General features: G+C 42.4%; 26 protein-coding genes. 19 read left to right on the top strand and 7 right to left on the bottom strand.

Annotated elements, in window-relative coordinates; all coding sequences use genetic code 11:
• Positions 1 to 3 precede the first annotated feature (3 nt).
• From darH to ELZ61_RS00490, 7 genes are all read right to left on the bottom strand, one after another.
• Positions 4 to 1,005 (bottom strand): BtrH-related acyltransferase DarH, encoded by a 1,002-nt coding sequence (darH, locus tag ELZ61_RS00525; RefSeq protein ID WP_126370688.1) that lies wholly within the window; start codon positions 1,003 to 1,005, stop codon positions 4 to 6.
• A gap of 233 nt (positions 1,006 to 1,238) precedes the next feature.
• Positions 1,239 to 1,676 carry a hypothetical protein gene (locus ELZ61_RS00515; protein ID WP_126370686.1) on the bottom strand — a complete coding sequence of 146 codons (438 nt, stop codon included), beginning with the start codon at positions 1,674 to 1,676 and terminating at the stop codon, positions 1,239 to 1,241.
• Positions 1,663 to 2,559: a DUF4747 family protein gene (locus tag ELZ61_RS00510; protein ID WP_126370684.1), complete on the bottom strand. Its 897-nt coding sequence runs from the start codon at positions 2,557 to 2,559 to the stop codon at positions 1,663 to 1,665. Before ELZ61_RS00510 ends, ELZ61_RS00515 begins: the two co-directional genes overlap by 14 nt.
• Positions 2,560 to 2,584: 25 nt before the next feature.
• Positions 2,585 to 2,977, bottom strand: a complete 393-nt coding sequence (locus tag ELZ61_RS00505; RefSeq protein ID WP_126370683.1) for a DarG family dialkylresorcinol biosynthesis protein — start codon at positions 2,975 to 2,977, stop codon at positions 2,585 to 2,587.
• Positions 2,964 to 4,127: a beta-ketoacyl-ACP synthase III gene (locus ELZ61_RS00500; RefSeq protein ID WP_126373516.1), complete on the bottom strand. Its 1,164-nt coding sequence runs from the start codon at positions 4,125 to 4,127 to the stop codon at positions 2,964 to 2,966. The genes ELZ61_RS00505 and ELZ61_RS00500 overlap by 14 nt, the downstream gene beginning before the upstream one ends.
• Before the next feature lie 2 nt (positions 4,128 to 4,129).
• A complete protein-coding gene (locus ELZ61_RS00495; protein WP_126370681.1) occupies positions 4,130 to 5,056 on the bottom strand; it encodes a dialkylrecorsinol condensing enzyme in 927 nt (308 codons plus the stop codon).
• Between the two features lie 136 nt (positions 5,057 to 5,192).
• Positions 5,193 to 5,618, bottom strand: a complete 426-nt coding sequence (locus ELZ61_RS00490) for an excinuclease ABC subunit A (RefSeq protein ID WP_103855892.1) — start codon at positions 5,616 to 5,618, stop codon at positions 5,193 to 5,195.
• A gap of 140 nt (positions 5,619 to 5,758) precedes the next feature.
• Between ELZ61_RS00490 and ELZ61_RS00485 the strand changes: the two genes are divergently transcribed.
• From ELZ61_RS00485 to ELZ61_RS00395, 19 genes are all read left to right on the top strand, one after another.
• Positions 5,759 to 6,172, top strand: a complete 414-nt coding sequence (locus ELZ61_RS00485; protein ID WP_126370679.1) for a hypothetical protein — start codon at positions 5,759 to 5,761, stop codon at positions 6,170 to 6,172.
• A 5-nt stretch (positions 6,173 to 6,177) separates the two neighbouring features.
• Positions 6,178 to 6,930, top strand: a complete 753-nt coding sequence (locus ELZ61_RS00480; protein ID WP_126370677.1) for a beta-ketoacyl synthase chain length factor — start codon at positions 6,178 to 6,180, stop codon at positions 6,928 to 6,930.
• Positions 6,915 to 7,676 carry a lysophospholipid acyltransferase family protein gene (locus ELZ61_RS00475; protein WP_126370675.1) on the top strand — a complete coding sequence of 254 codons (762 nt, stop codon included), beginning with the start codon at positions 6,915 to 6,917 and terminating at the stop codon, positions 7,674 to 7,676. The genes ELZ61_RS00480 and ELZ61_RS00475 overlap by 16 nt, the downstream gene beginning before the upstream one ends.
• A gap of 5 nt (positions 7,677 to 7,681) precedes the next feature.
• The gene (locus tag ELZ61_RS00470) at positions 7,682 to 7,939 is read left to right on the top strand and encodes a phosphopantetheine-binding protein (protein WP_103853659.1); all 258 of its coding nucleotides are present in this window, start codon (positions 7,682 to 7,684) and stop codon (positions 7,937 to 7,939) included.
• Between the two features lie 8 nt (positions 7,940 to 7,947).
• A complete protein-coding gene (locus tag ELZ61_RS00465) occupies positions 7,948 to 8,226 on the top strand; it encodes an acyl carrier protein (protein WP_126373515.1) in 279 nt (92 codons plus the stop codon).
• Positions 8,219 to 9,880: an ApeI family dehydratase gene (locus tag ELZ61_RS00460; RefSeq protein WP_126370673.1), complete on the top strand. Its 1,662-nt coding sequence runs from the start codon at positions 8,219 to 8,221 to the stop codon at positions 9,878 to 9,880. Before ELZ61_RS00465 ends, ELZ61_RS00460 begins: the two co-directional genes overlap by 8 nt.
• Positions 9,881 to 9,884: 4 nt before the next feature.
• Positions 9,885 to 10,448, top strand: a complete 564-nt coding sequence (locus ELZ61_RS00455; RefSeq protein WP_126370672.1) for a COG4648 family protein — start codon at positions 9,885 to 9,887, stop codon at positions 10,446 to 10,448.
• Complete coding sequence (locus ELZ61_RS00450) at positions 10,438 to 11,763, top strand: AMP-binding protein (RefSeq protein ID WP_126370670.1); 1,326 nt, start codon at positions 10,438 to 10,440, stop codon at positions 11,761 to 11,763. The genes ELZ61_RS00455 and ELZ61_RS00450 overlap by 11 nt, the downstream gene beginning before the upstream one ends.
• Positions 11,756 to 12,496, top strand: coding sequence for a glycosyltransferase family 2 protein (locus ELZ61_RS00445; RefSeq protein ID WP_126370668.1), 741 nt, complete (start codon positions 11,756 to 11,758; stop codon positions 12,494 to 12,496). The genes ELZ61_RS00450 and ELZ61_RS00445 overlap by 8 nt, the downstream gene beginning before the upstream one ends.
• Complete coding sequence (locus ELZ61_RS00440) at positions 12,493 to 13,425, top strand: LpxL/LpxP family acyltransferase (protein ID WP_126370667.1); 933 nt, start codon at positions 12,493 to 12,495, stop codon at positions 13,423 to 13,425. The genes ELZ61_RS00445 and ELZ61_RS00440 overlap by 4 nt, the downstream gene beginning before the upstream one ends.
• Positions 13,422 to 13,868: an acyl-CoA thioesterase gene (locus tag ELZ61_RS00435; protein WP_103853665.1), complete on the top strand. Its 447-nt coding sequence runs from the start codon at positions 13,422 to 13,424 to the stop codon at positions 13,866 to 13,868. The genes ELZ61_RS00440 and ELZ61_RS00435 overlap by 4 nt, the downstream gene beginning before the upstream one ends.
• 18 nt (positions 13,869 to 13,886) lie before the next feature.
• Entirely contained in the window at positions 13,887 to 14,471 is a 585-nt protein-coding gene (locus ELZ61_RS00430; RefSeq protein WP_126370665.1) for an outer membrane lipoprotein carrier protein LolA, read from the top strand.
• A gap of 16 nt (positions 14,472 to 14,487) precedes the next feature.
• On the top strand, positions 14,488 to 16,818 hold the full coding sequence (locus tag ELZ61_RS00425) for an MMPL family transporter (RefSeq protein WP_126370663.1): 2,331 nt from the start codon (positions 14,488 to 14,490) through the stop codon (positions 16,816 to 16,818).
• Between the two features lie 26 nt (positions 16,819 to 16,844).
• Positions 16,845 to 18,080 carry an NAD(P)/FAD-dependent oxidoreductase gene (locus tag ELZ61_RS00420; RefSeq protein ID WP_126370661.1) on the top strand — a complete coding sequence of 412 codons (1,236 nt, stop codon included), beginning with the start codon at positions 16,845 to 16,847 and terminating at the stop codon, positions 18,078 to 18,080.
• 175 nt (positions 18,081 to 18,255) lie between these two features.
• Positions 18,256 to 18,747: a DUF3261 domain-containing protein gene (locus ELZ61_RS00415; protein WP_126370659.1), complete on the top strand. Its 492-nt coding sequence runs from the start codon at positions 18,256 to 18,258 to the stop codon at positions 18,745 to 18,747.
• Positions 18,748 to 18,755: 8 nt separating this feature from the next.
• A complete protein-coding gene (locus tag ELZ61_RS00410) occupies positions 18,756 to 19,976 on the top strand; it encodes a beta-ketoacyl-ACP synthase (RefSeq protein WP_126370657.1) in 1,221 nt (406 codons plus the stop codon).
• Positions 19,969 to 20,424, top strand: a complete 456-nt coding sequence (locus ELZ61_RS00405) for a hotdog family protein (RefSeq protein ID WP_126370655.1) — start codon at positions 19,969 to 19,971, stop codon at positions 20,422 to 20,424. Before ELZ61_RS00410 ends, ELZ61_RS00405 begins: the two co-directional genes overlap by 8 nt.
• Positions 20,421 to 21,149 carry a 3-oxoacyl-ACP reductase FabG gene (fabG, locus tag ELZ61_RS00400; protein ID WP_126370653.1) on the top strand — a complete coding sequence of 243 codons (729 nt, stop codon included), beginning with the start codon at positions 20,421 to 20,423 and terminating at the stop codon, positions 21,147 to 21,149. Before ELZ61_RS00405 ends, fabG begins: the two co-directional genes overlap by 4 nt.
• A 10-nt stretch (positions 21,150 to 21,159) precedes the next feature.
• Positions 21,160 to 22,398, top strand: a complete 1,239-nt coding sequence (locus ELZ61_RS00395) for a beta-ketoacyl-ACP synthase (protein ID WP_197717471.1) — start codon at positions 21,160 to 21,162, stop codon at positions 22,396 to 22,398.
• Positions 22,399 to 22,539: the final 141 nt, after the last annotated feature.

Raw genomic sequence — 22,539 nt, 5'->3', positions numbered from 1 at the left:
GACTTATCCTTTGAACCGAGCTAATTGCTGCCATAATTGGCGCTCTTGTTGAGCGATCTGACGTAATTTTTCAGCTAAATCTTGGTAGCCTTGTGTTGTTGGCGCTCGACATTGCTTCACACAAAGGCTGGCAAATTGTCGCCATTGATCGCCGATTTCTGTCATTTGTTGGGAAGCCTGTTTGTATTTCGGTTCTTGGCAAATTTCAGCGGCTTGCTCGAGGAAATACGCATAAATATAACGAAACCCCGCGCCGCCTGTACCAATCTCTTCTTGCATTCGCACGATATGACCGAGAAATAATTTCTTGTATTTTTCACTTTGTTTGCTATGGGCAAATTTTTCAATTTGTTTTGCGAGAGAGTACATTCCACGCACACCAACAAACCAAAGTGGTGCGAGCATTTGCTTTGCATTTTTGCGAATGGCTTTATGCAAGACCGCGGATAGATCAAGTGCGGTCAAATTTGGCAGAGTTTTCCAATAATACATTAACCCTTTTGCTGCCAATGCCCCTTTCGCAAACCTCGCACGCTGTAAATCTTCGCTCGGACAGCACTGAACCGTTTCAAACACAGGATCGCTAATGAGATAGTCATTTCCCTGCTTGCCATAAACCAACAGATTATGTGCGTTAAAATGAAATCGCATTTCTGGCGGGAAATAAGGCAGCCAAAACACCGAAGTCTGCAAGCCCACTAATTTCCCCTGAGCTAAGGCATTATCCAATGCCTGCTGTCCTTGCGTTGCAGAACGAAAGCGTTTCAACATCAGTTTACCTTTCACCACTTTTGAGGCTTTTTTCAAGATAGAACCCGGCGGCATACGATAAGAAATTAACGGCATTCCACTAATTTTAATCTGTGGGAGATACACAAAAGTCAGTGCAGAAGCCAAGCCAAATACCATTGCTTCGTTAAAATCAACGCCTTGCGATTTGAGTAAGGTGGACATCACCCCACTTTCGCAATGGGCGGTGTGTTGGTGTTCAAAATCGTGATTCATTTTTTAATTTTTTTGAAAATTGAGTTGTTTCTTTTTGAACTGTCAATTAAAAGTTGACGGTTGAATTTTCATCAAATTCACTTTTATCAAAACGACTTTAATATACTTGCTGATATTCTGTTTAGTGGTTTGACAAAGCTGTGCAATTTCCAACTGATTGAGCCAAAGTTGAGAACCTAATTCTCCTCGGTTATCTAGATTATAATACGGTTTTCTTCCATATTTAGCAGTTTTTAATGAATATCAATCAGCGCTTTTGCCGTATCACGCAAGATGGTTATTGCGTAACAAAATACAGTTATAAATAAGATACTTATAATATGCTTAGCTAATTCTGTAGATTTAGTTAATCCTATACATACTAAATTATCTATCTTTGAAGAGCATATAGATAATATTAATGCAGCAGCTATTAAAACCACTTGCTCATTTATAGACTTCCAAATTTCTTTCTTAGAATTGGCAAAGCATTTCATACTAGGATCGTGTACTGACATCCTAGTTAAAATTATTGATAATACAGCTATATTAATAGCTAACAATGTTGTTAGGATGCTAATTAAATTAGCTTGAAAAAATACTCTCGTAAAATCTACGCCAATCAAATATTCAAATAAATAGAATACTACCCCAAAGAAAAATGCAATACAAAATATTTTAAATATCTCCATTATTTTCACCTTCAATTATGGATAATATAGTTTTCTTTATATTTTCCGGAGGTCCAATTACCTCCATATAGTCACAACTAAAAAAAGATATTTTAGTATTTAAATCAGTTAGTCTTCTTGCACCTTTACATTGTACTCTAATACTGCCACCGCCTTGACGACTATATTCAACAAGATCATTAATAAGTTGATTATCTTTATCTATAATTAAACTTGTATTTTCAGCAGCGTTCAGCCTTAAATCTGTTCTTGCTGTATTAGATGTTTTTGCTAAGTTTTTTAAGTCATCATTTAATGTCTTCGAAATATTAGACATATTCGGGGTAATAAGATTAAACTCAAGTTTCTTTATCGATTTCCCCTGGATGAATTCCCAAAATACTTTTTTATCATATATAGGATTAATATGAACACTTAGGTTATTAATCTCTAAAATTTTATTTAATCTTTCACTTAATTTACTTATTGCATTTTGGGTTTTTGGAAATGCAGTTGTTCTTTTTTCTATTGCGATAATTTGCTCATCAGGCTGATTTAATACAATCACATAAACTTTAGGCCAGTTTTCTAGTTCTTGAGTTGTAAACTCATTTGTTTCCATTGTTATAGACTTAGGTCTAGCCATTAAGTAAATATAAACATCACTTTTATCTAATTCTGTCTTAGGATAAATTTTTTTGAAAAGGATCTTCTTGAGTCCTTCTATTTCATCTAAATATGAATTACTACAAAGATTATTAAAAGCCTCTATAAAATATGCATTCTTATTTTCCAATAACTCGTCGATACTCTTTTCTGAGATATTAAATAAATCTAATTGTTTACGTTCAATTGGAATGATTTGATAGCGATATAACTCAAAATTATGAATTTCTCTAAGCATATACATTACCTCAGTAGATGAAATATTACTTAACTAATATAAAACATTCTATTTCAGCCCCAAACACCCTAGCATATTTCTCTAACTTCTTCTGAGAAAGTTTTTCCCAAATCTCAGGTCTAAAATGCCGTTTTATTTGCCATTGCCAAAAGCCGGTGGCTTGGGCGAGGGATTGTTCATCAAAACGGTATTTATACATTAAATAATACAGCACGGACTTTTCCCCTTTTTTAACCGCCTGCAATGCCTGTTCAGTCAGTTCATTTAAGGTATCAACGGCTTGGTGGGTGGCAAATTCTTCCGTTTGCCAGCCTGTGCTAGTGCTAGGCTGGTAATGCCCATTTTGCGTGGCATAGATGATCTTTTTTTGTCCGCGAAAAATGCGGCTATCATCTTGGGGGATTTCATTTAGCTCCATTCACGACCTCAAGCAGCATAAAACACGAAGAAAAACGACCGCTCTCTGGAATATAGCACAGCACTTTCTGCCCATTTTTGAGTGGGAAGGTGCACATAAACTCTTCTAAAATAATGTAAATGGAAGCGGAGCCTGTGTTTCCTTTTTCGGCAAGGTTGGTAAACCATTTTTCTTGCGGAATATCAAACTGAATGCGCTGTAACCCTTCCGATAATTTGTTACGGAAAAAGCCTGAAGAATAGTGCGGTAGAAAATAATCAATTTTTTCAGCGCTGAGCTGATATTTGTCGATTAAACGCGATAAGGCTTTTTCCACCGTGTAACTGACGATATTTTCATTGAGCAATTTTACATCTTGTTTAATTGCCATTAGGCTATGTTTGTCGCGGTGTTCATTATCCACCGCTTTCCAGCTAACAAACTTACCATTGTTGATTTCTGCGCCTGCGTACATACAAACAGGCATTTCATTGGCGTAAGAGATGAGATCAATCCAATGAATTTTAAAGCTAATGCCTGCTGGATTAGGACGGTGGCTTAGTTGTGCAGCCCCAGCACCGTCTGAAAGCATCCAGCGTAAAAAATCTTTTTCAAAGCCAATTTCCGGTTTTGCATTATCCAGTTGTTTTTGATTTATTTCAGGGCGAAAATTTTCGCTACGCATCACCGCTGAAGCCGCTTCTGAAGCCACTGCGATGGCATTTTGATGTTCCCCTGTGCGAATGGCATTATAAGCGTGTTTCATCGCTGCCATTCCTGCCACGCAAACCCCTGCGGTGGTTAGCACTTCGCAAGCTGGTGCATTGGGAATTAAGCCGTGTACCATCACCCCTTGCCCCGGCATAATTTGATCTGGGTAAGAGGTACCACAGGCTAAACAGTCAAGCTGCTGTATATCAAAGCCCTGCTCCACTAATTTTTCAATGGCACAGACTGCAAGTTCTGTACTGCTGTGCGTGGCTTGGCGTGTTTTCGGATCAAGGGCGTAATAGCGCGTGCGAATAGCATTAGAACGTAAAATCATATTACGGACACGGGAAGGCACATCGCCGACCATTCCCAACACGGCTTCCATTTGATCATTGCTAACGGGATCGTTTGGCAAAAAACTTGCCACAGAATTAATATAAACCTCAGAAAGTTGCGACATCATTATTCTCCAGATGGTGCAGCAAAATAGCGTTTTTGGCGTTCAAGTTTTTCTTTTAATAAAGGTTTTAGTAAACGCTTAATTAGGGCAGAAATTGGTACGACAGTAATAATTAATAATATTAAAAAAGCAATATAAACATACAGCACCGCTTGGCGTAAACGTGGCGAAATTTGACCGCACTTGAGTAATAATTTCCCCCATAAATAAAAACTGCGGTGTCCCACTTTTTCACTCATCATCAGTTTCTCATCAATTTGCACCGCGCCCATATGTTGAAATAGCGGTTGATCGAGCGAGGCATTTTCTGCTAATTTTTCTGCAAGTTCTCGACCAAATCGCTGCATATCGGTAATATTTTCTTCACTAATGCCGGCGCTAGGTAACCATTCATAAGGACGCTTTTTGCCTGTAAACAGCCATAATGGCGTGGTGATAAAACTTGCCCACGCATTAGATTGATCGGTTTTAACAATATTGCCCACCAGCGTTGCGCCCGCTTGATGTAATAAGGCTTTGACTTTTTCTTGTGCCATTAACCACATATTACGACAGCCGATTAAGGTGATCACAGGCGTGTTGTGCAAGACTTGTTTGCCCTGTTCACTTTGCAAAAATGCAGTAATGGGTTGAGAGGGGGAAAGAAACCAAACGCTATAGGCGATAATCACCAAATCATAGTGATCACGCTGTAATTGCGGTGGCTGAATTGGCGCAGGTTGTAAGTGAACACTTTCAGGAAAGGTGTTAAAAAATGGGGTAAATTTCCACGGAAACGCATAATCTTGCTGCGATTTCACCTGATATTCTTCAATGATGATCTCTTGCTGTGTGCGTAATGGTTGCAGAAAATTCTCTACTAAACGAGAAAGTTGCCCTGTTTGTGAATAAGAAACCACAAGGATATGTTTAGGTGAATGCGTGTCCATAAAGTTAAATGCTAAAAATGTGTGCCAATAAAATTCGGCGCGAAATTATAAATTTGATAATGTGATTGTCAAGCCAGCTAAAATGTTAAGTGCGGTGTAAAATTTCCAAATTTTCGACCGCACTTAAAGAAATGAATTAGCGAACAATATCGCCTTTTAAGGCAACACCACTCATTAAATTACCTGCGTGGCATTCGTATTGTGTTGTGCTGCGATAAGGGTGTTTCTTATAGAAACTGATGATATTACCCACTTTGGTTGCACCGCGTTTTTTCGCTGTATCTTGGAATTGTTTCACTACAGTTAGGAACGCCCATTGACAAGATTTTTCATCGCTCTTATTTGCCGCATTGGTTTTACGATTACTCACTAACCCCGCTTTGACAACTTTACCCGGCGCAGGCTTGCCAAAATAGAGTTTAATTTTTGGATCTAACACTTCTTTTGCTTCAGGAGAATTTAATGCTTCCTGAATGGAGTAATAATGGGTGGTATCTCTAGGGGCGCAAGCAGCAAGTAATACAGTGGCGAATGCAAGCATAACTTTTACTGAATTTTTCATAGTCTTTCCTTATTTTACAAAAGTTAAATAAATGAGATGAAAACTCCTTTCCATATCATTTTTTCCATTTGATAATTTAGCTTAAATTAAGGTAAACTTCCACCATATTTTTATCCAAATAAATAGCAGGGAGTTTTACAATGAAAAAATTATTAGCTATTAGTTTATTAGTAAGCACATTAGGTGGTTGTGCAGCTGGGATTGATGATGCTAGTCCAGTACAATTAGCTCACCTTAAACAACCATTATGTGTGACAGGAAATTTACAAAGAGCGCCTGAAGATTTTTCTGATTCTATTTTGGCTAGTCTAAAAAAACGTGGTATTCAAGCACATTTTGCAAAATCTAATGAGATTGCAGGCTGTGCTTCTACTTTAAAAGTAAATGTTCGTGGTAACCGCGCTATTATTGCTCGCGCACGTTTCACCGTTATACAGGATAAACAAGTGATTGGAGCAGTTACATACAAAAGACGTGGCGATGAAGTAGATCGTGTAAAACAAGTTGGCTTACAAGGCCAAACCGATCTAATGATTAACGAATTATTCCAATAATTTCAATGAATACTGCAATTTGTCAGTTTAATTTTTCTCTGCGTGGCTGGAAAGTGGTTACTAACCGTGAACTTTCTCGCCAAGATTGGCAATTAGGCGAAGCTCATTGGGCGAAAAATAGCCATTTATGGCAGCCTTTTGCGCCTAAGTTAGCCTTTCTTCCCCCATTAAAACGGCGACGTTTAAGTGAGCTGGCTCGCTTATTTTTTGAAGCCGCTTGGGATCTTATGGAAGAACAACCCAATATCCCTGTGGTTTATGCCTCTGCCAATAGCGAAATCAATCGAAACTTTGCCCTTTGGCATAGTCTTTTAACAGAGGGTGATGTTTCACCGACTTCATTCAATTTATCTGTGCATAATGCATTGGTAGGGCAATGGTCAGAAATGCGCCAAGTCAAAGCTGAAACCACGGCAATTATGGCACAACAAGATAATTTGGAAGTGGCATTGCTTGAGGCTTATTTATTGTTGCAAGAAGGGCAAGAACGCGTACTTGTGGTGGTAGCAGAATCTCCATTGGCAGAACAATATAATGCCGAACCTGTAGTGCGTCAGCCTTTTGGTTATGCGTTAGCCTTAGTAGTAGAAAAAGGCAACCAATATCAACTTAGCTTGCATTGTGCTGAAGAACGTGGCGATCTTGCCGAAAAATGTAGTGATAATGCGTTATTTTGGGTACAGCAACAATATTTAGACCAATCTCAGTGGCAAACCCCAAGTTCGCGTGGAGATATTTGGTTATGGCAGAAAAATTAGATTGGCTACGCCGTTTTCTTGCCACTGCCATAGGGTTTGCTTTTTGGGGCGTGGCAGGAACATTATTGCAACTAGTGTTATACCCTTATGCACGCCGCCCACAAAACTTAGCTACGCAATTAAAAGTACGCCGTTTTGTTGGAAAAATTTGGCATTATTTTGTGCGTTTTACTGTTTGGAGTGGCGTGCTAGAAGTCAAATATCAAGGTTTTGAAAAATTAGGGCGTGCCGGGCAATTAGTTATCGCCAATCACCCCTCTTTGCTTGATGTGGTGCTGACCTTAGCGAAAACGCCAGAACTAAATTGCATTGTGAAACAAGATTTATTGCATAACCCAACAATGCGAAACCAAATTTTGGCTTGTGGATTTTTGCCGAACACAGAATCCCTTGAGCTGTTAGAACAATGCGATAACGTGCTGAAAGAACAGGCAATTTTGCTTTTCCCTGAGGGGACTAGAACAGGTTGGGACGGTGTGGTGAAACTTAACCGTGGTGCGGTATCTATTGGTTTGCGTAGTGCAAAAGTGATTACTCCCGTGGTGATCAAAATGCATCCGCTGAATTTCAAAAAAGGGCAACCTTGGTATCAATTACCTAAAAGCCGCATTACTTATGAGCTCTCTGTGGGAGAGGACATTGATCCACAAGATTGGCTTGCTGAAAAACCCTTACCTTTGGCAGCACGCCGCTTAACACAATATTTAAACGATTATTTTAATTCTCAAACTCAACAAAAAGGATAAATAAAATGGAATTAGAACAACAACTTAAAAATATCATTATCGAAAGTTTAGCATTGGAAGACATTAGCCCAGAAGATATTGAAAATGATACATTGCTGTTTAGCGATGAGGGCTTAGGGCTAGATTCTGTTGATGCGCTAGAACTCGGTTTAGCAGTACAAAAAGCCTTTAATTTACAATTAGATAGTGAACAGCACGCATTGCGCGATCACTTCACTAATGTCAATACTTTAGCCGCCTTTATTCGCTCACAACAAGGTTAATGACGATGATGACAGAACAACAAATTCAAGATTTGCTTTCTGAGGCCTTGGTATCTTTATTTGAAATTGATCCCAAGAAAATCACCCCAGAAACGAATCTTTATGAAGATCTAGAAATTGATAGCATTGACGCCATTGATTTAATTGACTACATCAAACGCAACACTGGATACAAAGTGAAACCTGAAGATTTCCGCAATGTGCGTACAGTAAATGATGTGGTGCAAGCGGTGTTAAAAATGAGCCAAGAAGCTCAACAAGCCACAGACGACTCTCAGAATGCCTAATTACACGGAACATAGTCTTATCGCCACGCAGCCCGATTGGCGCTATGGCGATTTTGCTTACAAAGCCCTACAAATGGCGCAAGCGTTCAAACAGCAAAAAGTGAAATCTATTGCGGTTTGGTTAGAAGACGGCGCAAACCTTGCCTGCACCTTGCTTGCTGCTTGGCAGGCTGATGTACGCGTGCTTTTTCCACCCAATTTAACCCAAGAAAGCCGTGAATGGGTTGCGCAGCACGCTCAGTTCTGGTTGTGTGATAATGATGCTGAACTTTCACCTTATATGGCGTTTAAGGATTTTGGTGGCGATCAGCAGGTACAAAAACAAGAAAATTTTGCACCGCACTTTGATCGTAACGCACAAACAGAAATTTGGCTGAAAACCTCTGGTAGCACAGGGGAAGCAAAAACTATTGTGAAAACCGCTCAGCAAATGTGGCGAAGCGCGCAAGTGTTGGCAGAGGCTCTGCCTTTCCCTGCGGATAATCAATGGCGTGCCATTAGCACGGTGAGCATTCAGCACGTTTATGGCTTAACCGTGCATATTATGATGTCGTTAGCGCTTGGGTGGCAAATTGGGCGTAAGCAATTGTTTTATCCTGAGTGTATCAAGTCGGCGCTTAACCAATCAGAAAATGCCGTGCTGGTGAGTAGCCCTGCGATGTTATCAAGTATTGCTTGGGACACAATGGCAATGCCAAAAAGTCTGCGTGGTATTGTTTCTTCAGGTGGCGCATTGGCTGAAGATGTTTCAACTCAAATCCGTGCGGCAATCCACGTCCCCGTGGTAGAAATTTACGGCAGTACGGAAACTGGCCCGATTGCAATCCGTGATGATATTCATCTTTGGCAAAGGTTGCCAAATAGCCAGCTTGGGCAAGATGAACAAGATGCCTTATGGATTGAAGCGGACTGGATTTCAGGACGCGAGCAAACCGCAGATGTGGTGGAATTTGAAGGCTCAGGCTTTCGTTTACTTGGACGTTGTGATCGCATTGTGAAAATTGGTGATAAGCGCACATCTTTAGTGAGCATTGAACGTCAGTTATTACAACATCCTTTTGTGGAAGATTGTTATATCGCACGCCACCCAGAGCAAAATCGCTTAGCTGCGTGGGTGGGATTGACGGAGGCTGGCATTAATGCTTTCCGTGAACAAGGTCGCCGTGCATTAATTGCCGAACTGAAACAAGCTGTTGCTGCAAATCAAGATAAATCCGCCATTCCACGTTTTTGGCGTTTTACTGATAAATTGCCGCGCAATAGTCAATCGAAAATTAATAAATTAGCCTTTAATCAAGTTTGTATGGAAAGCGTGCTTGATCCTATTTGGTCTAAGCCAGAGTGTGATGGCAATCAATATGTGATCAAAGGCAAAGTGCCGTTGGAATTGCGTTTCTTAAAAGATCATTTTGCTGAATTTCCCTTAGTGCCGGGCGTGATTGAGTTACAATGGATCAGCGAAAAAATGCAGGATTTTTTAGGTAGGAATCTTAATTTTTCGAGCATTGATCGTTTGAAGTTCCAGCATTTTTTACGTCCAAATGATGAATTTGAACTCACGCTTAGTTGGCAGCCTGAAAAGCGGCGGATCACATTCCAGCTTAAAGTTGCCGAAGAAACTTGCTGTAGCGGTGTGGCACTTTTAACGGAATAACATAATGAAAGCCCTAACTTCCGTTCTTATCACCTTATTCCTTGCAGTAAGTGCGGTGGCTTTTCCCATTGTTTTTTGGTGGCAAGGGGCAAATAGCCCCATTTTGTTTTATCTGCCGTGGATAATGGCGGCATTATGGGCGGTGAAAGGGCTGCTACAAAAGCCCTCAGCGCAGCGTTATTTCTCTTTTTGCCTAGCATTAATTTTAGCGGTGATCGCAGGCACACGCGCCTTAGTGGGAATGTTTTGGTATCCCGTGATTATCAATGGATTAATGCTCACCTTATTTGCAAGCAGCCTATGGCAATCGCAAACCTTTGTAGAGCGTTTAGCCCGCTTGCAAGAACCGAATTTAACCGCAGAAGGTGTGCGTTACACCCGAACCGTAACCCAAGTATGGTGCGTTGTGTTTATTATCAATATCGTGATTACCAGCGCACTAATATTCGGGCAATATTATGATTATTGGGCATTATATTCAGGGGTGATTTCCTATGTGTTCATTGGTTTAGTGATGGGCATTGAATGGATCATTCGACAACAAGTAAAAAAACATCATGCAAATTAATTTTTCAGCAATGAAGGACATCACCTTAAATCCTTCTTGGTCAAAACAAGATTTTACCTTGCGAGCGTGGCAAATTAGTCAGCAATTACAGCAGCAACAGATACATAGCCTAGGCTTATGGCTTGATGATGCGGCCCAAATGGCGTGCGTGTTGCTGGCGTGCTTTCAGGCAAAAGTGCGGGTGTTATTGCCGCCAAACTTATTGGCGGAAAACCAACAATGGCTAGCACAAGAAAATGCGATGTTGATGGATAATGAATGCTTTGCCACCTTTGGTTTAGCACAACAAATTAACGCTGAAACTTTAGCCCAGCCTTTAATCGATCCCCATTGTCAAAGTGAAATTTGGCTTAAAACCTCAGGTAGCAGTGGTGAGCCAAAAATTTTAGTTAAAACCGCAGAAAAAATGTGGCAAGAGGCTCAAGCTATTGCGCAGAGTGTCGCATTTTCAGAGAATACACCGCTATATGTGGTATCAAGTGTATCAGCCCAACATCATTACGGTTTATCTTACCGAATTTTCTTACCGCTCTATTTAGGCTGGCCGTTGGCACGCTTGCAATATCATTATCCCGAATATTTGATGAGCGAAAGTTTACACGCAGAAAATGTATTATGGGTAAGCAGCCCTGCCTTGCTGACTCACCTTAATTTAAAAGATCCCAAACTTGCGCGTTGTGGCATTCGTGCTGTTGTTTCCGCAGGTTCGCCTTTACCTTTGGATACGGCACAACGTATTCGTGACACTTTATCTTGCCGAATGATCGAATGCTACGGTAGCACTGAAACAGGGGCAATAGCGTTTCGTGAGCAAGAAACATTATGGACGCCGACCATATTTACCACAGTAGGATTAACAGAAAATGGCACGCTTTGGGTGAAATCCCCTTGGCTTGATCTGCCAGAAATTATGGCAGACGCGGCGGAAATGCACGGCGAGCGTTTTTTACTGCTTGGGCGTGTGGATCGCATTGTCAAACTGGGTGATAAACGCATTTCGCTGGTCAATATAGAACAAGCCTTGCAGCAGCATTCTTGGGTGGTGGATTGCTTTATTGCGCAGCACCCTAATCAGGCTCGCCCTGCGGCTTGGGTGGCGTTAAATGAAGAAGGGGTAAACCAATATCGCACACAAGGGCGTAATGCGGTCATTCATTCACTTCGCCAGCATCTTAGCCAAACTCAAGAAGCCGCAGCGTTGCCACGTTTTTGGCGTTTTACCGAGAAACTGCCACGCAACAGCCAATCAAAAATTTTAAAAGCAGATTTCGAGCAGGCCTTTCTCCGCCAGCAAGAGGAATTAACCAATGCATAATCAGCCAATAAATCAACAAGTGATTGCCCTTATTCCTCATTACAATCATTCCAACACCGTAGGTGCCGTGGCACATCAGCTACGCCAACTTAATTTACCTGTGCTGATTATTGATGATGGCTCAACAGCGGAGCACAAAGCGGCACTTCACGAACTTGCACAACAAGACGGTATTCAAGTTCATTTTTGTCCGCAGAATGGGGGCAAAGGCGCGGCAATGAAAGTGGGATTTAAGCTGGCGTGGGAACAGGGTTTTGCCTATGCTGTACAAGTCGATGCAGACGGGCAACATCAACTTTCTGATGTGGCGATCTTTTTACAAAAAAGTGCGGAAAATCCCACCGCACTTATTTGTGGACGTCCTATTTATGGCGATGATGCACCAAAATCCCGTTTATACGGTAGAAAGATTACCGATTTTTGGAATGCCATTCACACCCATTCACGGGATATTTTAGATGGAATGTGTGGTTTTCGGCTTTATCCTGTGGTGGCAATGATGGATTTGTTGAAACAGGAAAAAATTGGCGATCGAATGGATTTTGACATTGAAATTATTGTCAAAGCACATTGGTATCAAATTCCAATGGTATGGGTGGATACCCCCGTGCGTTATGATAAGAATGGCACATCACATTTCCGTGCTTTTGCGGATAACTGGAAAATCAGCAAAATGCACACCAAACTTTTTTGGCAAATGGTATGGCGAATGATACGAGGCAAACCGTTATGAGCCAACAAGAAAAACATTGGGCAAAGCAACAAGAGCGTGGTACTCGATTCTTTCTCAATCTCACCCGCTTGATTGTGGCATATCTGCCTTTGTGGGCGATCCGCTTTGCGACCTTCGTGGTAGTGAGCTATTTTTTTGCCACTTCAAAGAAAGCGCGTCAATATATTGCTGAATATCAGCAATGTTTGTGTCAAACCTTTCCAGAAGTGAAATTACCAACTTGGGCGGTTTTTCGTCAATTTTTGACTTTTGGCGAAGCAATCACGGATCGCTTTGCGGTGTGGCAAAATAAAATTAACTATCACGATTTGCATATTGATGATGCGGATAATCTTTATCACGATATTGATCATCAAAGCCGTGGGCAAATTTTATTATGCTCCCATTTTGGCAATATTGAAATTTGTCGCGCGTTAGTTGATAGCGGACATCATCCTAATTTTGTGCTGAACGTGTTAGTACATAGCCACCACGCAGAGGCTTTTAATGAAGCTTTAGAAAAAGCGGGGGCAAAAGCCCTTCCTGTCATTCAGGTAACGGATTTAGATGCACAAAAGATGTTTGAATTGCACCAACGTATAGAACGTGGTGAATGGATTGCCATTGCCGCAGATCGCATTCCTGTGCGTGGCGATAAAACACAAAAAGTTAATTTTCTCGGCAGACTAGCAGATTTTCCGCAAGGCGCTTGGCTGCTTTCGGCATTGCTCAAAGCACCGCTTAATACGGTGTTTTGTGTGAAATCGCAAGGACGCTATCAATTAAAATTGCGCCGTTTCAGCACTGCCATTTCAGGGCGAGGTGAAGTGCGCCAGCAACATATTCAACAGGCAATGCGACAATATGCTGATGTATTGGCGCAAGCCTGCCGTGAGCAGCCATTGCAATGGTTTAATTTTTACGATTTTTGGAACGATAATAAAGAATGAAAGCGAAAAAACACGTTTATTGCCAACATCAATCTGATTATGAAATTCCCTTTTTTGATGTGGATTCTGCGCATATTATGTGGCACGGGCATTACATTAAATATTTTGAAATGGCACGTTGTGCGTTGCTAGAAGACATTGGCTACACTTATGATGATATTCGTGCTGACGGCTATGGTTGGCCCATTGTGCAACTGAATGTGAAATACGTTCGCCCTGCGCTTTTTCGTCAAAAAATCCGCGTAACCCTTTCCGTGGTGGAATATGATACTTGCCTGCGTATTGATTATGTGATTACCGATTTAGCAACGGGTAAAAAACTCACGGTCGCCAGCACCACACAAGTGGTGGTGGACGCCCAAACAGGCGAAATGCAATTAGAGGCAACAGAAAATTGGCGTAAAGCCTTTGAAGCCTACAAAGGCTTTCAACCGTTAGCCTAAGGCAAAGGAAAAACTGAAATGAAAAAATATTTGGTGTTATTGCTAGGGGTAATCAGCTTGCCCCTTTGGGCGTTTTCAGAGCAAGATCTGATCAAACAACTTCAACAAAGCCATAATGTGCAAGGGGATTTTTTGCAGCAACGCTTTCTCAAAGCATTACCCCAACCGATTGAAAGCAGTGGGCAATTTGCCTTAGTGGCAGAAAAGGGATTGCTGTGGAAAATGCAACAGCCGTTTAGCACGGAATTACGCATCACGTCACAAGGCATTGAGCAATGGAATGGGCAACACTGGATTTCCAACGGAAATATGACACAATCGCAACAAATTCGTCTGTTTTTAGGGTTGTTGTCGGGAGATTTGTCAGGGCTAAAAAGCCATTTTGACGTGGCATTAAGTGGCGATGCAAAACAATGGACATTGCACCTTACGCCTAGTTCACTCTTAATGAAACAGATCTTTACGTCAATTATTGTGCAGGGAAATCAAAGTGTTACCGCAATGCAACTGAATGAAGTGCAAGGCGATAGCACCAAAATTCACTTTCAGCACATTCAGCTTAATCAACCCTTACCACCTGCGGTAAAGCAAGCACTAGAATAAAAAAGTGAGAGCCAAAATGTCGCACTTGCCAATAAAAACAGCAAAATTTTCCACCGCACTTTTTTCTACATCGGTTCGCCTTGCTTATGTAATAAGCTTGGTGTTTTGTGTGGCTGTGCTGGCGGTGTTTATCTGGCGTGGGAATTGGCTACAAACAGATTTACAAGCACTGCTCCCTAAGGATCAACAATGGCAAGCGGTGCAGCAGCAAGTGGATAAACAACAGGAACAACAACTTAACCGCAAAATTATTGCCCTTGTCGGCGCACCGCAAGTTCACCAAGCATTGCAACTTTCGCAACAAATTGCACAGCGCTGGCGTGAGAGCGGATTGTTCAGCCAAGTGGCGAGTGAATTTCAACCCGATCTTAATCAGCTTCGTGAAGGCGTAAAAGCCCTTGCTTTCGCCACCTTGCCTGTGGATATTCGTACACAATTAATTCAACAGCCCCATCAATATTTTCAGCAATATGCCGAGCAAATTAGTAATCCTTTCGCGGCACAAAGTTTATTGCCCTTAGATCAAGATTGGCTTGGCTTCGGACGATTTACACTCGCGCAAGCACAGCCACAAAGCAATGTGCAATGGCAGGCAGAAAGTGGCGCATTAACAGTCAATGAGCAAGGAAAAACTTGGGTATTATTGCAAGGCGAATTAACCCCACAAAACTGGCTTACTCCACCTTTGGCATTGCAGCAACTGATTGCGCAAAATCAGCACCTTGTGCAAGAACAGGGGGCGGAAATGGCGATCACTGGCGCAAGTTTATTTGCGCTGCAAGCCAAACAAGGAGCGGAACAAGAAAGCCAATTAATGAGCGGCTTTGGCATTGGGCTGACTTTAAGCTTATTGCTGGTGGTATTTCGATCGTTACGCGTATTATGGCTATTTTTCCCCATTGCAGCTGGCGTGTTGGTCGGTTTAGTGGCAACCCTTGCTTGGTTTAAGCAGGTGCATATTTTAACCCTGGTCATCGGCACGAGTTTAATCGGTGTGTTGATTGACTTTCCGCTACATTGGTTATCTGGCTCATTGCTTTCTCGCCGTTGGCAACCACAGCCTGCAATGCAGAAATTACGCCTAACCTTTAGCGTGAGTTTATTAGTCACCTTGCTTGGCTATGGTTTGCTGGGGTTCACCACCTTACCCGTGTTACAGCAAACTGCGCTATTTTCAGCGGCGGCACTATTGGCAGCGGTGTTGTGTACACAACTTTTATTGCCTTATTTTTTCCTCCATTATCAAACTAAACGCCCAACAAATTTGTTATATGCCTTTTACAAAGTGCGGTGCTTTTTGCAAAAGTTTTTGGTTTATCGAAAAGCCTTACTCGCTATGCTCAGTCTTTTTGTGGTAGGCGGAATTACGCAATCTAAATGGCAAGATGATATTCGCCAATGGGTGGCATTGTCGCCCAACTTAGTCAGCCAAACGCAGAAAATTGGTGAATTAATCGGAATGCAGTTAAGTGGGCAATATTTTTTTGTGCGAGCAGAAAATGATGAAAAATTACTCGAAAAATTGACCGCACTTGATATTCGATTAAAACAAGCCAAGCAGCAACAGCAGCTAGAAAGTTATCAATCTTTGAGCCAATGGTTAATGAGCGAAAAGCAGCAGCATAATTTTGCCCAACAATTACAGAATTTATCTGAACAGGATTTCGCACCGCTCACCGCAATGGGTATTACTGCTGAAATTGTGCAACAACAGCTTAACGCGCTGACAACCCAACCTGCGGTATCCTTACAAGCTGCACTAAAAAGCCCCTTAGGGCAAGGGTGGCAAAGTTTGTATTTAGGGCAAATAAACGGACAACGCACAGCGATTGTTCCTGTTAATGGTGGAGTTCACCAAGCCTTATCGCAACTTGCGAATGATCAAGATATTTTCTGGCAAGACAAGCGTAGCCACTTAAACGAATCTTTCCAACAAACCCGTAATCAAGCAGCGTGGTTGAAACTGCTTTCTTTCGCGTTGGCGGGATTGTTGTTATGGCGTTATTTCGGGGCGAAAACCAGTGGCAAAATGTTATTTGTGCCAGTTTGTGCGGTGCTTGCCACCTTGGGGATTTTCGGCTGGCTTGGCTTGCCAATCAGTTTGTTTGCGATGTTTGGAATGTTATTAGTTTCCGCCATTGCAGTGGATTATGTGGCGTATTTGCAAGCGGTGTCGGCATTGACTGCGCATAAGCAATTCGCCATTTTACTCGCGGCCAGTACCACGCTGATTTCTTTCGGTTTGCTCACGTTAAGCAGCACGCCAGCGGTGGCGTTGTTTGGACTAAGCGTGAGTATCGGCGTGATCTGTGCAGTGGGGATTGCGTTTATAATGTATCGTAAATAATAAATAAACTTTTTAGGGAGAAAAAAATGAGTCAATGTGATGTTGCAATTATTGGTGCAGGGCCTTCAGGTTCAGTGGCTGCGGCATTGTTAGCAAAGCAAGGGTTGTCTGTATGCGTGTTAGAGAAACAATATTTCCCACGCTTTGTGATTGGTGAGAGCCTACTGCCTTATTGTATGGAAATTTTGCGTGAAGCAGAATTGGTGGACGCAGTAAACCGCGAACCGAGTTTCCAATTTAAAAATGGCGCAGCGTTCACTTGGGGCAATCGCTATACTTATTTTGATTTTACCGACAAATTTACCACTGGTGCTGGCACAACCTTTCAAGTTAGACGGGGAATTTTCGATAAAATTTTAATTGATGAAGTGGCAAAGCGTGGCGTTGATGTGCGTTTTGGCAATGAAGTGTTAGCTTTTGAACCTCAAGACAATGGTGTGCAATTACAGGTGCGTAACGATAAAGGTGAAAGCTACAATTTGCACGCGAAATTTGTTCTTGATGCAAGTGGTTACGGGCGCGTATTACCACGCTTATTAGATTTGGAGTTACCTTCGCACTTGCCTGCTCGTGTGGCTCGTTTCACCCATATTGATGACAATATTGATGATCCTGAGTTTGATCGAAACAAAATTCTTATTACCACTCACCCAGTGCATCGTGATGTGTGGCTATGGTTAATTCCGTTTGCCGATAATCGTTGCTCAATTGGCGTGGTAGGCTTGCCAGAAACCCTTGATGGTGATGATGAACAGGTGTTGAAAAAGTTTGCGTTAGAATGCCCTATGCTAAAACGGATATTAAAAAATGCAGTGTGGGAAAACGACTTCCCTTATCGCCATATTCAGGGCTATTCTGCGAATGTAAAAACCTTGCACGGCAAAGGCTTTGCTTTATTGGGTAATGCGGCGGAGTTTTTAGATCCCGTATTTTCATCAGGGGTAACCATTGCGTTGCATTCCGCGCATCTTGCCGCGCCGTTAATCGTGCGTCAATTAAAAGGCGAGAGCGTTGATTGGCAAAAAGAATTTGCCGAACCATTAATGCTTGGCGTTGATACCTTCCGCACTTATGTAAATGGCTGGTATGATGGTTCGTTCCAAGATGTGGTGTATGCCAAAGATCCACAGCCTGAAATTCGCCGTATGATTTCTTCTATCTTAGCTGGCTATGCGTGGGATAGTGCCAATCCATTTGTGGCGAAATCAAAACAGCGCCTTGCTGCGTTAGCTGAGATTTGTGGTGCGGCAAGCCAAGAGTAATGAGAAATAAAAATAGATAGAAAATTAAAGTGCGGTGGGATTTTTGCGTGTTTTTCCAAATTCGTTAGTACATAGCATAAGGTTCTCGTTTTTCTGTGAATTGAAATAAAAAGAAATATGCTACAATCGAAAAAATAAAAAAAAAACAACCGCACTTAATATGATGATAAAAAGAATGAATCAATGGCGAGCTGGGGTTATTACTGTTGTGCTATGTGGTTTGATGGGCTGTCAGAATTTGCCGCAACCGCAAGATTTTCCAGCGAATACGCCAGCGAGCCAATTATTTAAAATTGAACGGCAAGATGAGCAACATCTCTCACAGCAACAAAGTTTACTTGCCTTACAATATCAGCCTAAGCAATGGCGTTGGGTGCAAACCGATCCCCTTGGTGCGCCCTTAGCACGAGCGATTTTAACGCCGCAAGGTTGGCAAAATGATGGTTTTGTAATGCCAAATCCACAAGCGAAGTGGTTATTTTCTGCGATCGCAACGGCGTTATACCCAGACGCTTCGCTTTTTCCATTTAGCGCAGTGGAAATGCAAGGTAAACAACGAGTTTATTTTATTAATCACAAACCAGTGTGGTCGATTGAAGGGCAATCCCCTGCGTGGAAAATTGATTTAACCGACCACAGCCACTGGCGTGTAACGTTACTAAATTAAGGAATAATGTGAGTAAATTGTATTTATCGCAACCTGCGGTGGTAAGTAGTTTAGGCGAGGGGCTGGCAGCCCATATTTCAACCTTATTATCAGGCGCACCTTCTACGTTAAGTTTGTGTGATACGCCATTTAGTGAAAATGGGCTGTCAGACAATGCACGAATGTATGGTGCGGTGAATGTGCCACTTCGCCCTTTTCAAGATACTGTTCCCGCCGAACATCGTAGCCGTAATAATCAGCTTTTGTGGCATTGTTTAGCCCAGCTAGAAACGCAGATTGAGCAAGCCATTCAGACGTTCGGCAAACATCGCATTGCCGTGGTGGTGGGGACATCCACCACAGGCGTAGATGAAAACATTGAAGTATTTAAGCAAGCCGCAGAACATCAAGATTGGTCGAAAGTGTCTTTTAAACAACAGCAACAATATTTTTCTGCACCCGCCGATTTTGTCGCGTGGCAATATGGTTTGAATGGCTTATGTTATGGCATTTCCACCGCTTGCACGTCTGGGGCAAGAGCCTTAATGAGTGCGGCACGATTATTGAAAAATAATCTATGTGATGCGGTGATTTGTGGCGGTGTGGATACCTTATCGCCTTTAACCATTAAGGGCTTTCAATCCTTGTCTGTGTTATCTGATAGCCAAACGAATCCGCTTTCAGCAAATCGTAAAGAGATTAATATTGGCGAGGGTGCAGCAATGTTTGTGCTGTCTAAACAACCTTTAGGACAATCGGTGGAATTATTAGGCTATGGCGCGAGTAGTGATGCGTATCATATGTCTTCCCCACACCCCGAGGGCGAAGGAGCGATTGCGGCATTTCGAGCCGCTTTAGCAAATAGCCAGCTTGCGGCAGATGAAATCGGTTGGATCAATTTGCACGGCACAGGCACGCTCCATAACGATCAAATGGAAATTTTAGCGGTGCATAATGTGTTTGGTGAAAATACCCCTTGCACCACAACAAAACCCTACACAGGGCATACATTAGGCGCTGCCGGCGCAGTAGAAGCAGCGATTTTGTGGGGAATGATTCATTCTGATTTCAATCCCGAGGGGAAATTGCCTCCACAATTATGGGACGGCGAGCCCGATCCTGCCTTACCGAAGGTTGCGATTACAGACGATAACAGCCGCTGGACGCACAGAAAACGCATTGGTGCAAGCAGCTCCTTTGCTTTTGGCGGCAATAATACGGTGATCATTTTGGGAGAAAGCGATGTTTGATTTAACCTGCCCGATTACCCATATTGCGCCACTTTTGCCACACAGTGGTGAAATGGTGCTATTACAACAAATTGATGAATTTGGGGAAGATTTTCTCATTGCGCAAGCACAGGTAAGTGCGGATCATATTTTGCTAAAAAATGGCAAACTAGCAAGTTTTGTAGGGGCTGAAATTATGGCTCAGGGCATTGCGGCTTGGGCGGGTTGTAAATGTGTTCGAGCAGGTCAGCCTATTGGGCTAGGTTATTGGCTTGGTACAAGAAAATTACATATTTATCAGCAAAATATTCCTGTTGGCAGCACATTGGAAATTCGCATTCAGCGCTCTCTTGAAGATGACACTGGCTTTGGCGTATTTGATTGCCAACTGCGAAATAAAAATACGAATGAACTGATTATTGAAGGGACGCTGAATGTATTGCGTCCACCAAAAGAGAAAAAAGTATGACAAATAGCGTATTAATTACAGGCTCTAGCCGGGGTATTGGCAAAGCCATTGCGTTACAGCTGGCGCAATCAGGCTTTGATATTGTATTGCACTGCCGTAGTCGAGTGGCAGAAGCACAAGCAGTGGCAGAACAAATTCGAGCAATGGGACAAAATGTACGCATTTTGCAATTTGATGTGAGTGATCGTGATGACACCGCACAAAAATTACTGGCTGATGTTGAGCAATTTGGGGCTTACTATGGTGTGGTGCTCAATGCTGGATTAACCCGAGATAATGCTTTTCCTGCATTAACCGATGAAGATTGGGATATTGTGTTACGCACCAATTTAGATGGCTTTTACAATGTTCTTCACCCCATTATGATGCCGATGATCCGCCGCCGAAAAGCAGGGCGAATTGTGTGTATCACATCCGTGTCTGGCTTAATTGGAAATCGTGGACAAGTGAATTACAGCGCCTCAAAAGCGGGGATTATTGGCGCGGCAAAAGCCCTTGCCGTGGAATTAGCAAAACGCAAAATCACGGTAAATTGTGTTGCTCCGGGGTTAATTAATACAGAAATTTTAGACGAAAATGTACCTGTTGAAGATATTCTCAAAGCCATTCCTGTTGCAAGAATGGGAGAACCTGAGGAAGTGGCACACGCAGTCGATTTCTTAATGAATGAAAAAGCAGGCTATATTACTCGCCAAGTGATCGCCGTAAATGGCGGATTATGCTAAGGAACAAATGATGAAACGAGTTGTGGTAACAGGTGTTGGCGGTATTACCGCATTTGGGCGTGATTGGGCGAGCATTAAGCAAGCCTTTGCGAAACAAAAAAATGCGGTGCAAACAATGGATTGGGGCAAGTTAGACGGAGAAATTGAATCTCGTCTTGGTGCGCCGATCAACAATTACACACCGCCAAGCCATTGGAATCGTAAGCAGTTACGCAGTATGGGGAAAGTGGCTCAGCTTTGTGTTGATGCTGCTGAAATGGCGCTAACAAATGCAGGGTTATTGCAAAATGGCGAACTAGATCCTTGTGTACTCAATGGCAATATGGGGGTAGCAAGTGGTTCATCATCAGGTAGTACCAAAGATATTCAAGATCTTGGCTTAATGATGGCAGGCTATCCAAACACCAGCAGCGCTAATACTTATGTGCGAATGATGCCCCATACCACAGCGGCAAATATCGGCATTTTCTTTGGCTTAAGCGGACGCATTATTCCCACCTCAAGCGCCTGCTCATCAGGCAGCCAAGGCATTGGCTATGCCTATGAAGCGATCAAATATGGAATGATCCCAATGATGTTAGCAGGCGGTGGTGAAGAATTCTGCCCTTCACAAGTTTATGTGTTTGACTCCCTTTACGCCGCAAGTCGTCGTGATGACCAACCACTGCAAACACCGCGCCCTTATGATCAGGATCGTGATGGCTTGGTGATCGGTGAGGGCGCTGGGATCTTCGTCTTAGAAGAACTTGAACACGCCAAAGCGCGTAATGCAACAATCTTAGCGGAAGTCGTAGGCTATGGAGCGAACAGCGATGGTAGCCATATCACGCGTCCGAAAAAAGAAACGATGCAACGCTGTATGGAATTGGCTTTAGAAGACGCAGGCTTACGTCCTGAGCAAATTGGCTATGTAAATGGACACGGCACCGCCACAGAGCAAGGTGATATTGCAGAAACCCTTGCCACCGCTGCTTTATTTGGTAACGTACCCCTTAGTTCTCAAAAAAGCTATCTTGGACACACTCTCGGTGCGTGCGGTGCATTAGAATCTTGGTTCTCCATCGAAATGATGCGAGATAACTGGTTTGCCCCAACGCTCAACCTAGACAATATCGATCCACGTTGTGGTGAGTTAGATTATATCCGCCACGCCGCAAGAGAAATTCACACAGATTATGTTATGAATAATAACTTCGCCTTTGGTGGAGTGAATACGTCGCTTATTTTTAAACGCTGGACGGAAGACTAAGCCTGTAGTGGATATTTAGAAATAGAATTTTCTGTAGCCCACAAAAATTCAATGATTTTCAACCGCACTTTATTTTTATACGAAAAAATAAGTGCGGTTGAATTTTTACGAATTTTTCTCTTTAAATAAAATATTAAGCAA

This window comes from Avibacterium volantium, assembly GCF_900635775.1.
Classification (GTDB): domain Bacteria; phylum Pseudomonadota; class Gammaproteobacteria; order Enterobacterales; family Pasteurellaceae; genus Avibacterium; species Avibacterium volantium.
The sequence above is the reverse complement of the archived record's forward strand: the minus strand, read 5'-3'. Positions and strand labels throughout refer to the sequence as shown.

What these genes read in the sequence shown, in the direction of transcription:
- darH (WP_126370688.1), bottom strand. Translation starts at nt 1,005, where the DNA reads ATGAATCACGATTTTGAACACCAACACACCGCCCATTGCGAAAGTGGG.
- ELZ61_RS00515 (WP_126370686.1), bottom strand. Translation starts at nt 1,676, where the DNA reads ATGGAGATATTTAAAATATTTTGTATTGCATTTTTCTTTGGGGTAGTA.
- ELZ61_RS00510 (WP_126370684.1), bottom strand. Translation starts at nt 2,559, where the DNA reads ATGCTTAGAGAAATTCATAATTTTGAGTTATATCGCTATCAAATCATT.
- ELZ61_RS00505 (WP_126370683.1), bottom strand. Translation starts at nt 2,977, where the DNA reads ATGGAGCTAAATGAAATCCCCCAAGATGATAGCCGCATTTTTCGCGGA.
- ELZ61_RS00500 (WP_126373516.1), bottom strand. Translation starts at nt 4,127, where the DNA reads ATGTCGCAACTTTCTGAGGTTTATATTAATTCTGTGGCAAGTTTTTTG.
- ELZ61_RS00495 (WP_126370681.1), bottom strand. Translation starts at nt 5,056, where the DNA reads ATGGACACGCATTCACCTAAACATATCCTTGTGGTTTCTTATTCACAA.
- ELZ61_RS00490 (WP_103855892.1), bottom strand. Translation starts at nt 5,618, where the DNA reads ATGAAAAATTCAGTAAAAGTTATGCTTGCATTCGCCACTGTATTACTT.
- ELZ61_RS00485 (WP_126370679.1), top strand. Translation starts at nt 5,759, where the DNA reads ATGAAAAAATTATTAGCTATTAGTTTATTAGTAAGCACATTAGGTGGT.
- ELZ61_RS00480 (WP_126370677.1), top strand. Translation starts at nt 6,178, where the DNA reads ATGAATACTGCAATTTGTCAGTTTAATTTTTCTCTGCGTGGCTGGAAA.
- ELZ61_RS00475 (WP_126370675.1), top strand. Translation starts at nt 6,915, where the DNA reads ATGGCAGAAAAATTAGATTGGCTACGCCGTTTTCTTGCCACTGCCATA.
- ELZ61_RS00470 (WP_103853659.1), top strand. Translation starts at nt 7,682, where the DNA reads ATGGAATTAGAACAACAACTTAAAAATATCATTATCGAAAGTTTAGCA.
- ELZ61_RS00465 (WP_126373515.1), top strand. Translation starts at nt 7,948, where the DNA reads ATGACAGAACAACAAATTCAAGATTTGCTTTCTGAGGCCTTGGTATCT.
- ELZ61_RS00460 (WP_126370673.1), top strand. Translation starts at nt 8,219, where the DNA reads ATGCCTAATTACACGGAACATAGTCTTATCGCCACGCAGCCCGATTGG.
- ELZ61_RS00455 (WP_126370672.1), top strand. Translation starts at nt 9,885, where the DNA reads ATGAAAGCCCTAACTTCCGTTCTTATCACCTTATTCCTTGCAGTAAGT.
- ELZ61_RS00450 (WP_126370670.1), top strand. Translation starts at nt 10,438, where the DNA reads ATGCAAATTAATTTTTCAGCAATGAAGGACATCACCTTAAATCCTTCT.
- ELZ61_RS00445 (WP_126370668.1), top strand. Translation starts at nt 11,756, where the DNA reads ATGCATAATCAGCCAATAAATCAACAAGTGATTGCCCTTATTCCTCAT.
- ELZ61_RS00440 (WP_126370667.1), top strand. Translation starts at nt 12,493, where the DNA reads ATGAGCCAACAAGAAAAACATTGGGCAAAGCAACAAGAGCGTGGTACT.
- ELZ61_RS00435 (WP_103853665.1), top strand. Translation starts at nt 13,422, where the DNA reads ATGAAAGCGAAAAAACACGTTTATTGCCAACATCAATCTGATTATGAA.
- ELZ61_RS00430 (WP_126370665.1), top strand. Translation starts at nt 13,887, where the DNA reads ATGAAAAAATATTTGGTGTTATTGCTAGGGGTAATCAGCTTGCCCCTT.
- ELZ61_RS00425 (WP_126370663.1), top strand. Translation starts at nt 14,488, where the DNA reads ATGTCGCACTTGCCAATAAAAACAGCAAAATTTTCCACCGCACTTTTT.
- ELZ61_RS00420 (WP_126370661.1), top strand. Translation starts at nt 16,845, where the DNA reads ATGAGTCAATGTGATGTTGCAATTATTGGTGCAGGGCCTTCAGGTTCA.
- ELZ61_RS00415 (WP_126370659.1), top strand. Translation starts at nt 18,256, where the DNA reads ATGAATCAATGGCGAGCTGGGGTTATTACTGTTGTGCTATGTGGTTTG.
- ELZ61_RS00405 (WP_126370655.1), top strand. Translation starts at nt 19,969, where the DNA reads ATGTTTGATTTAACCTGCCCGATTACCCATATTGCGCCACTTTTGCCA.
- fabG (WP_126370653.1), top strand. Translation starts at nt 20,421, where the DNA reads ATGACAAATAGCGTATTAATTACAGGCTCTAGCCGGGGTATTGGCAAA.
- ELZ61_RS00395 (WP_197717471.1), top strand. Translation starts at nt 21,160, where the DNA reads ATGAAACGAGTTGTGGTAACAGGTGTTGGCGGTATTACCGCATTTGGG.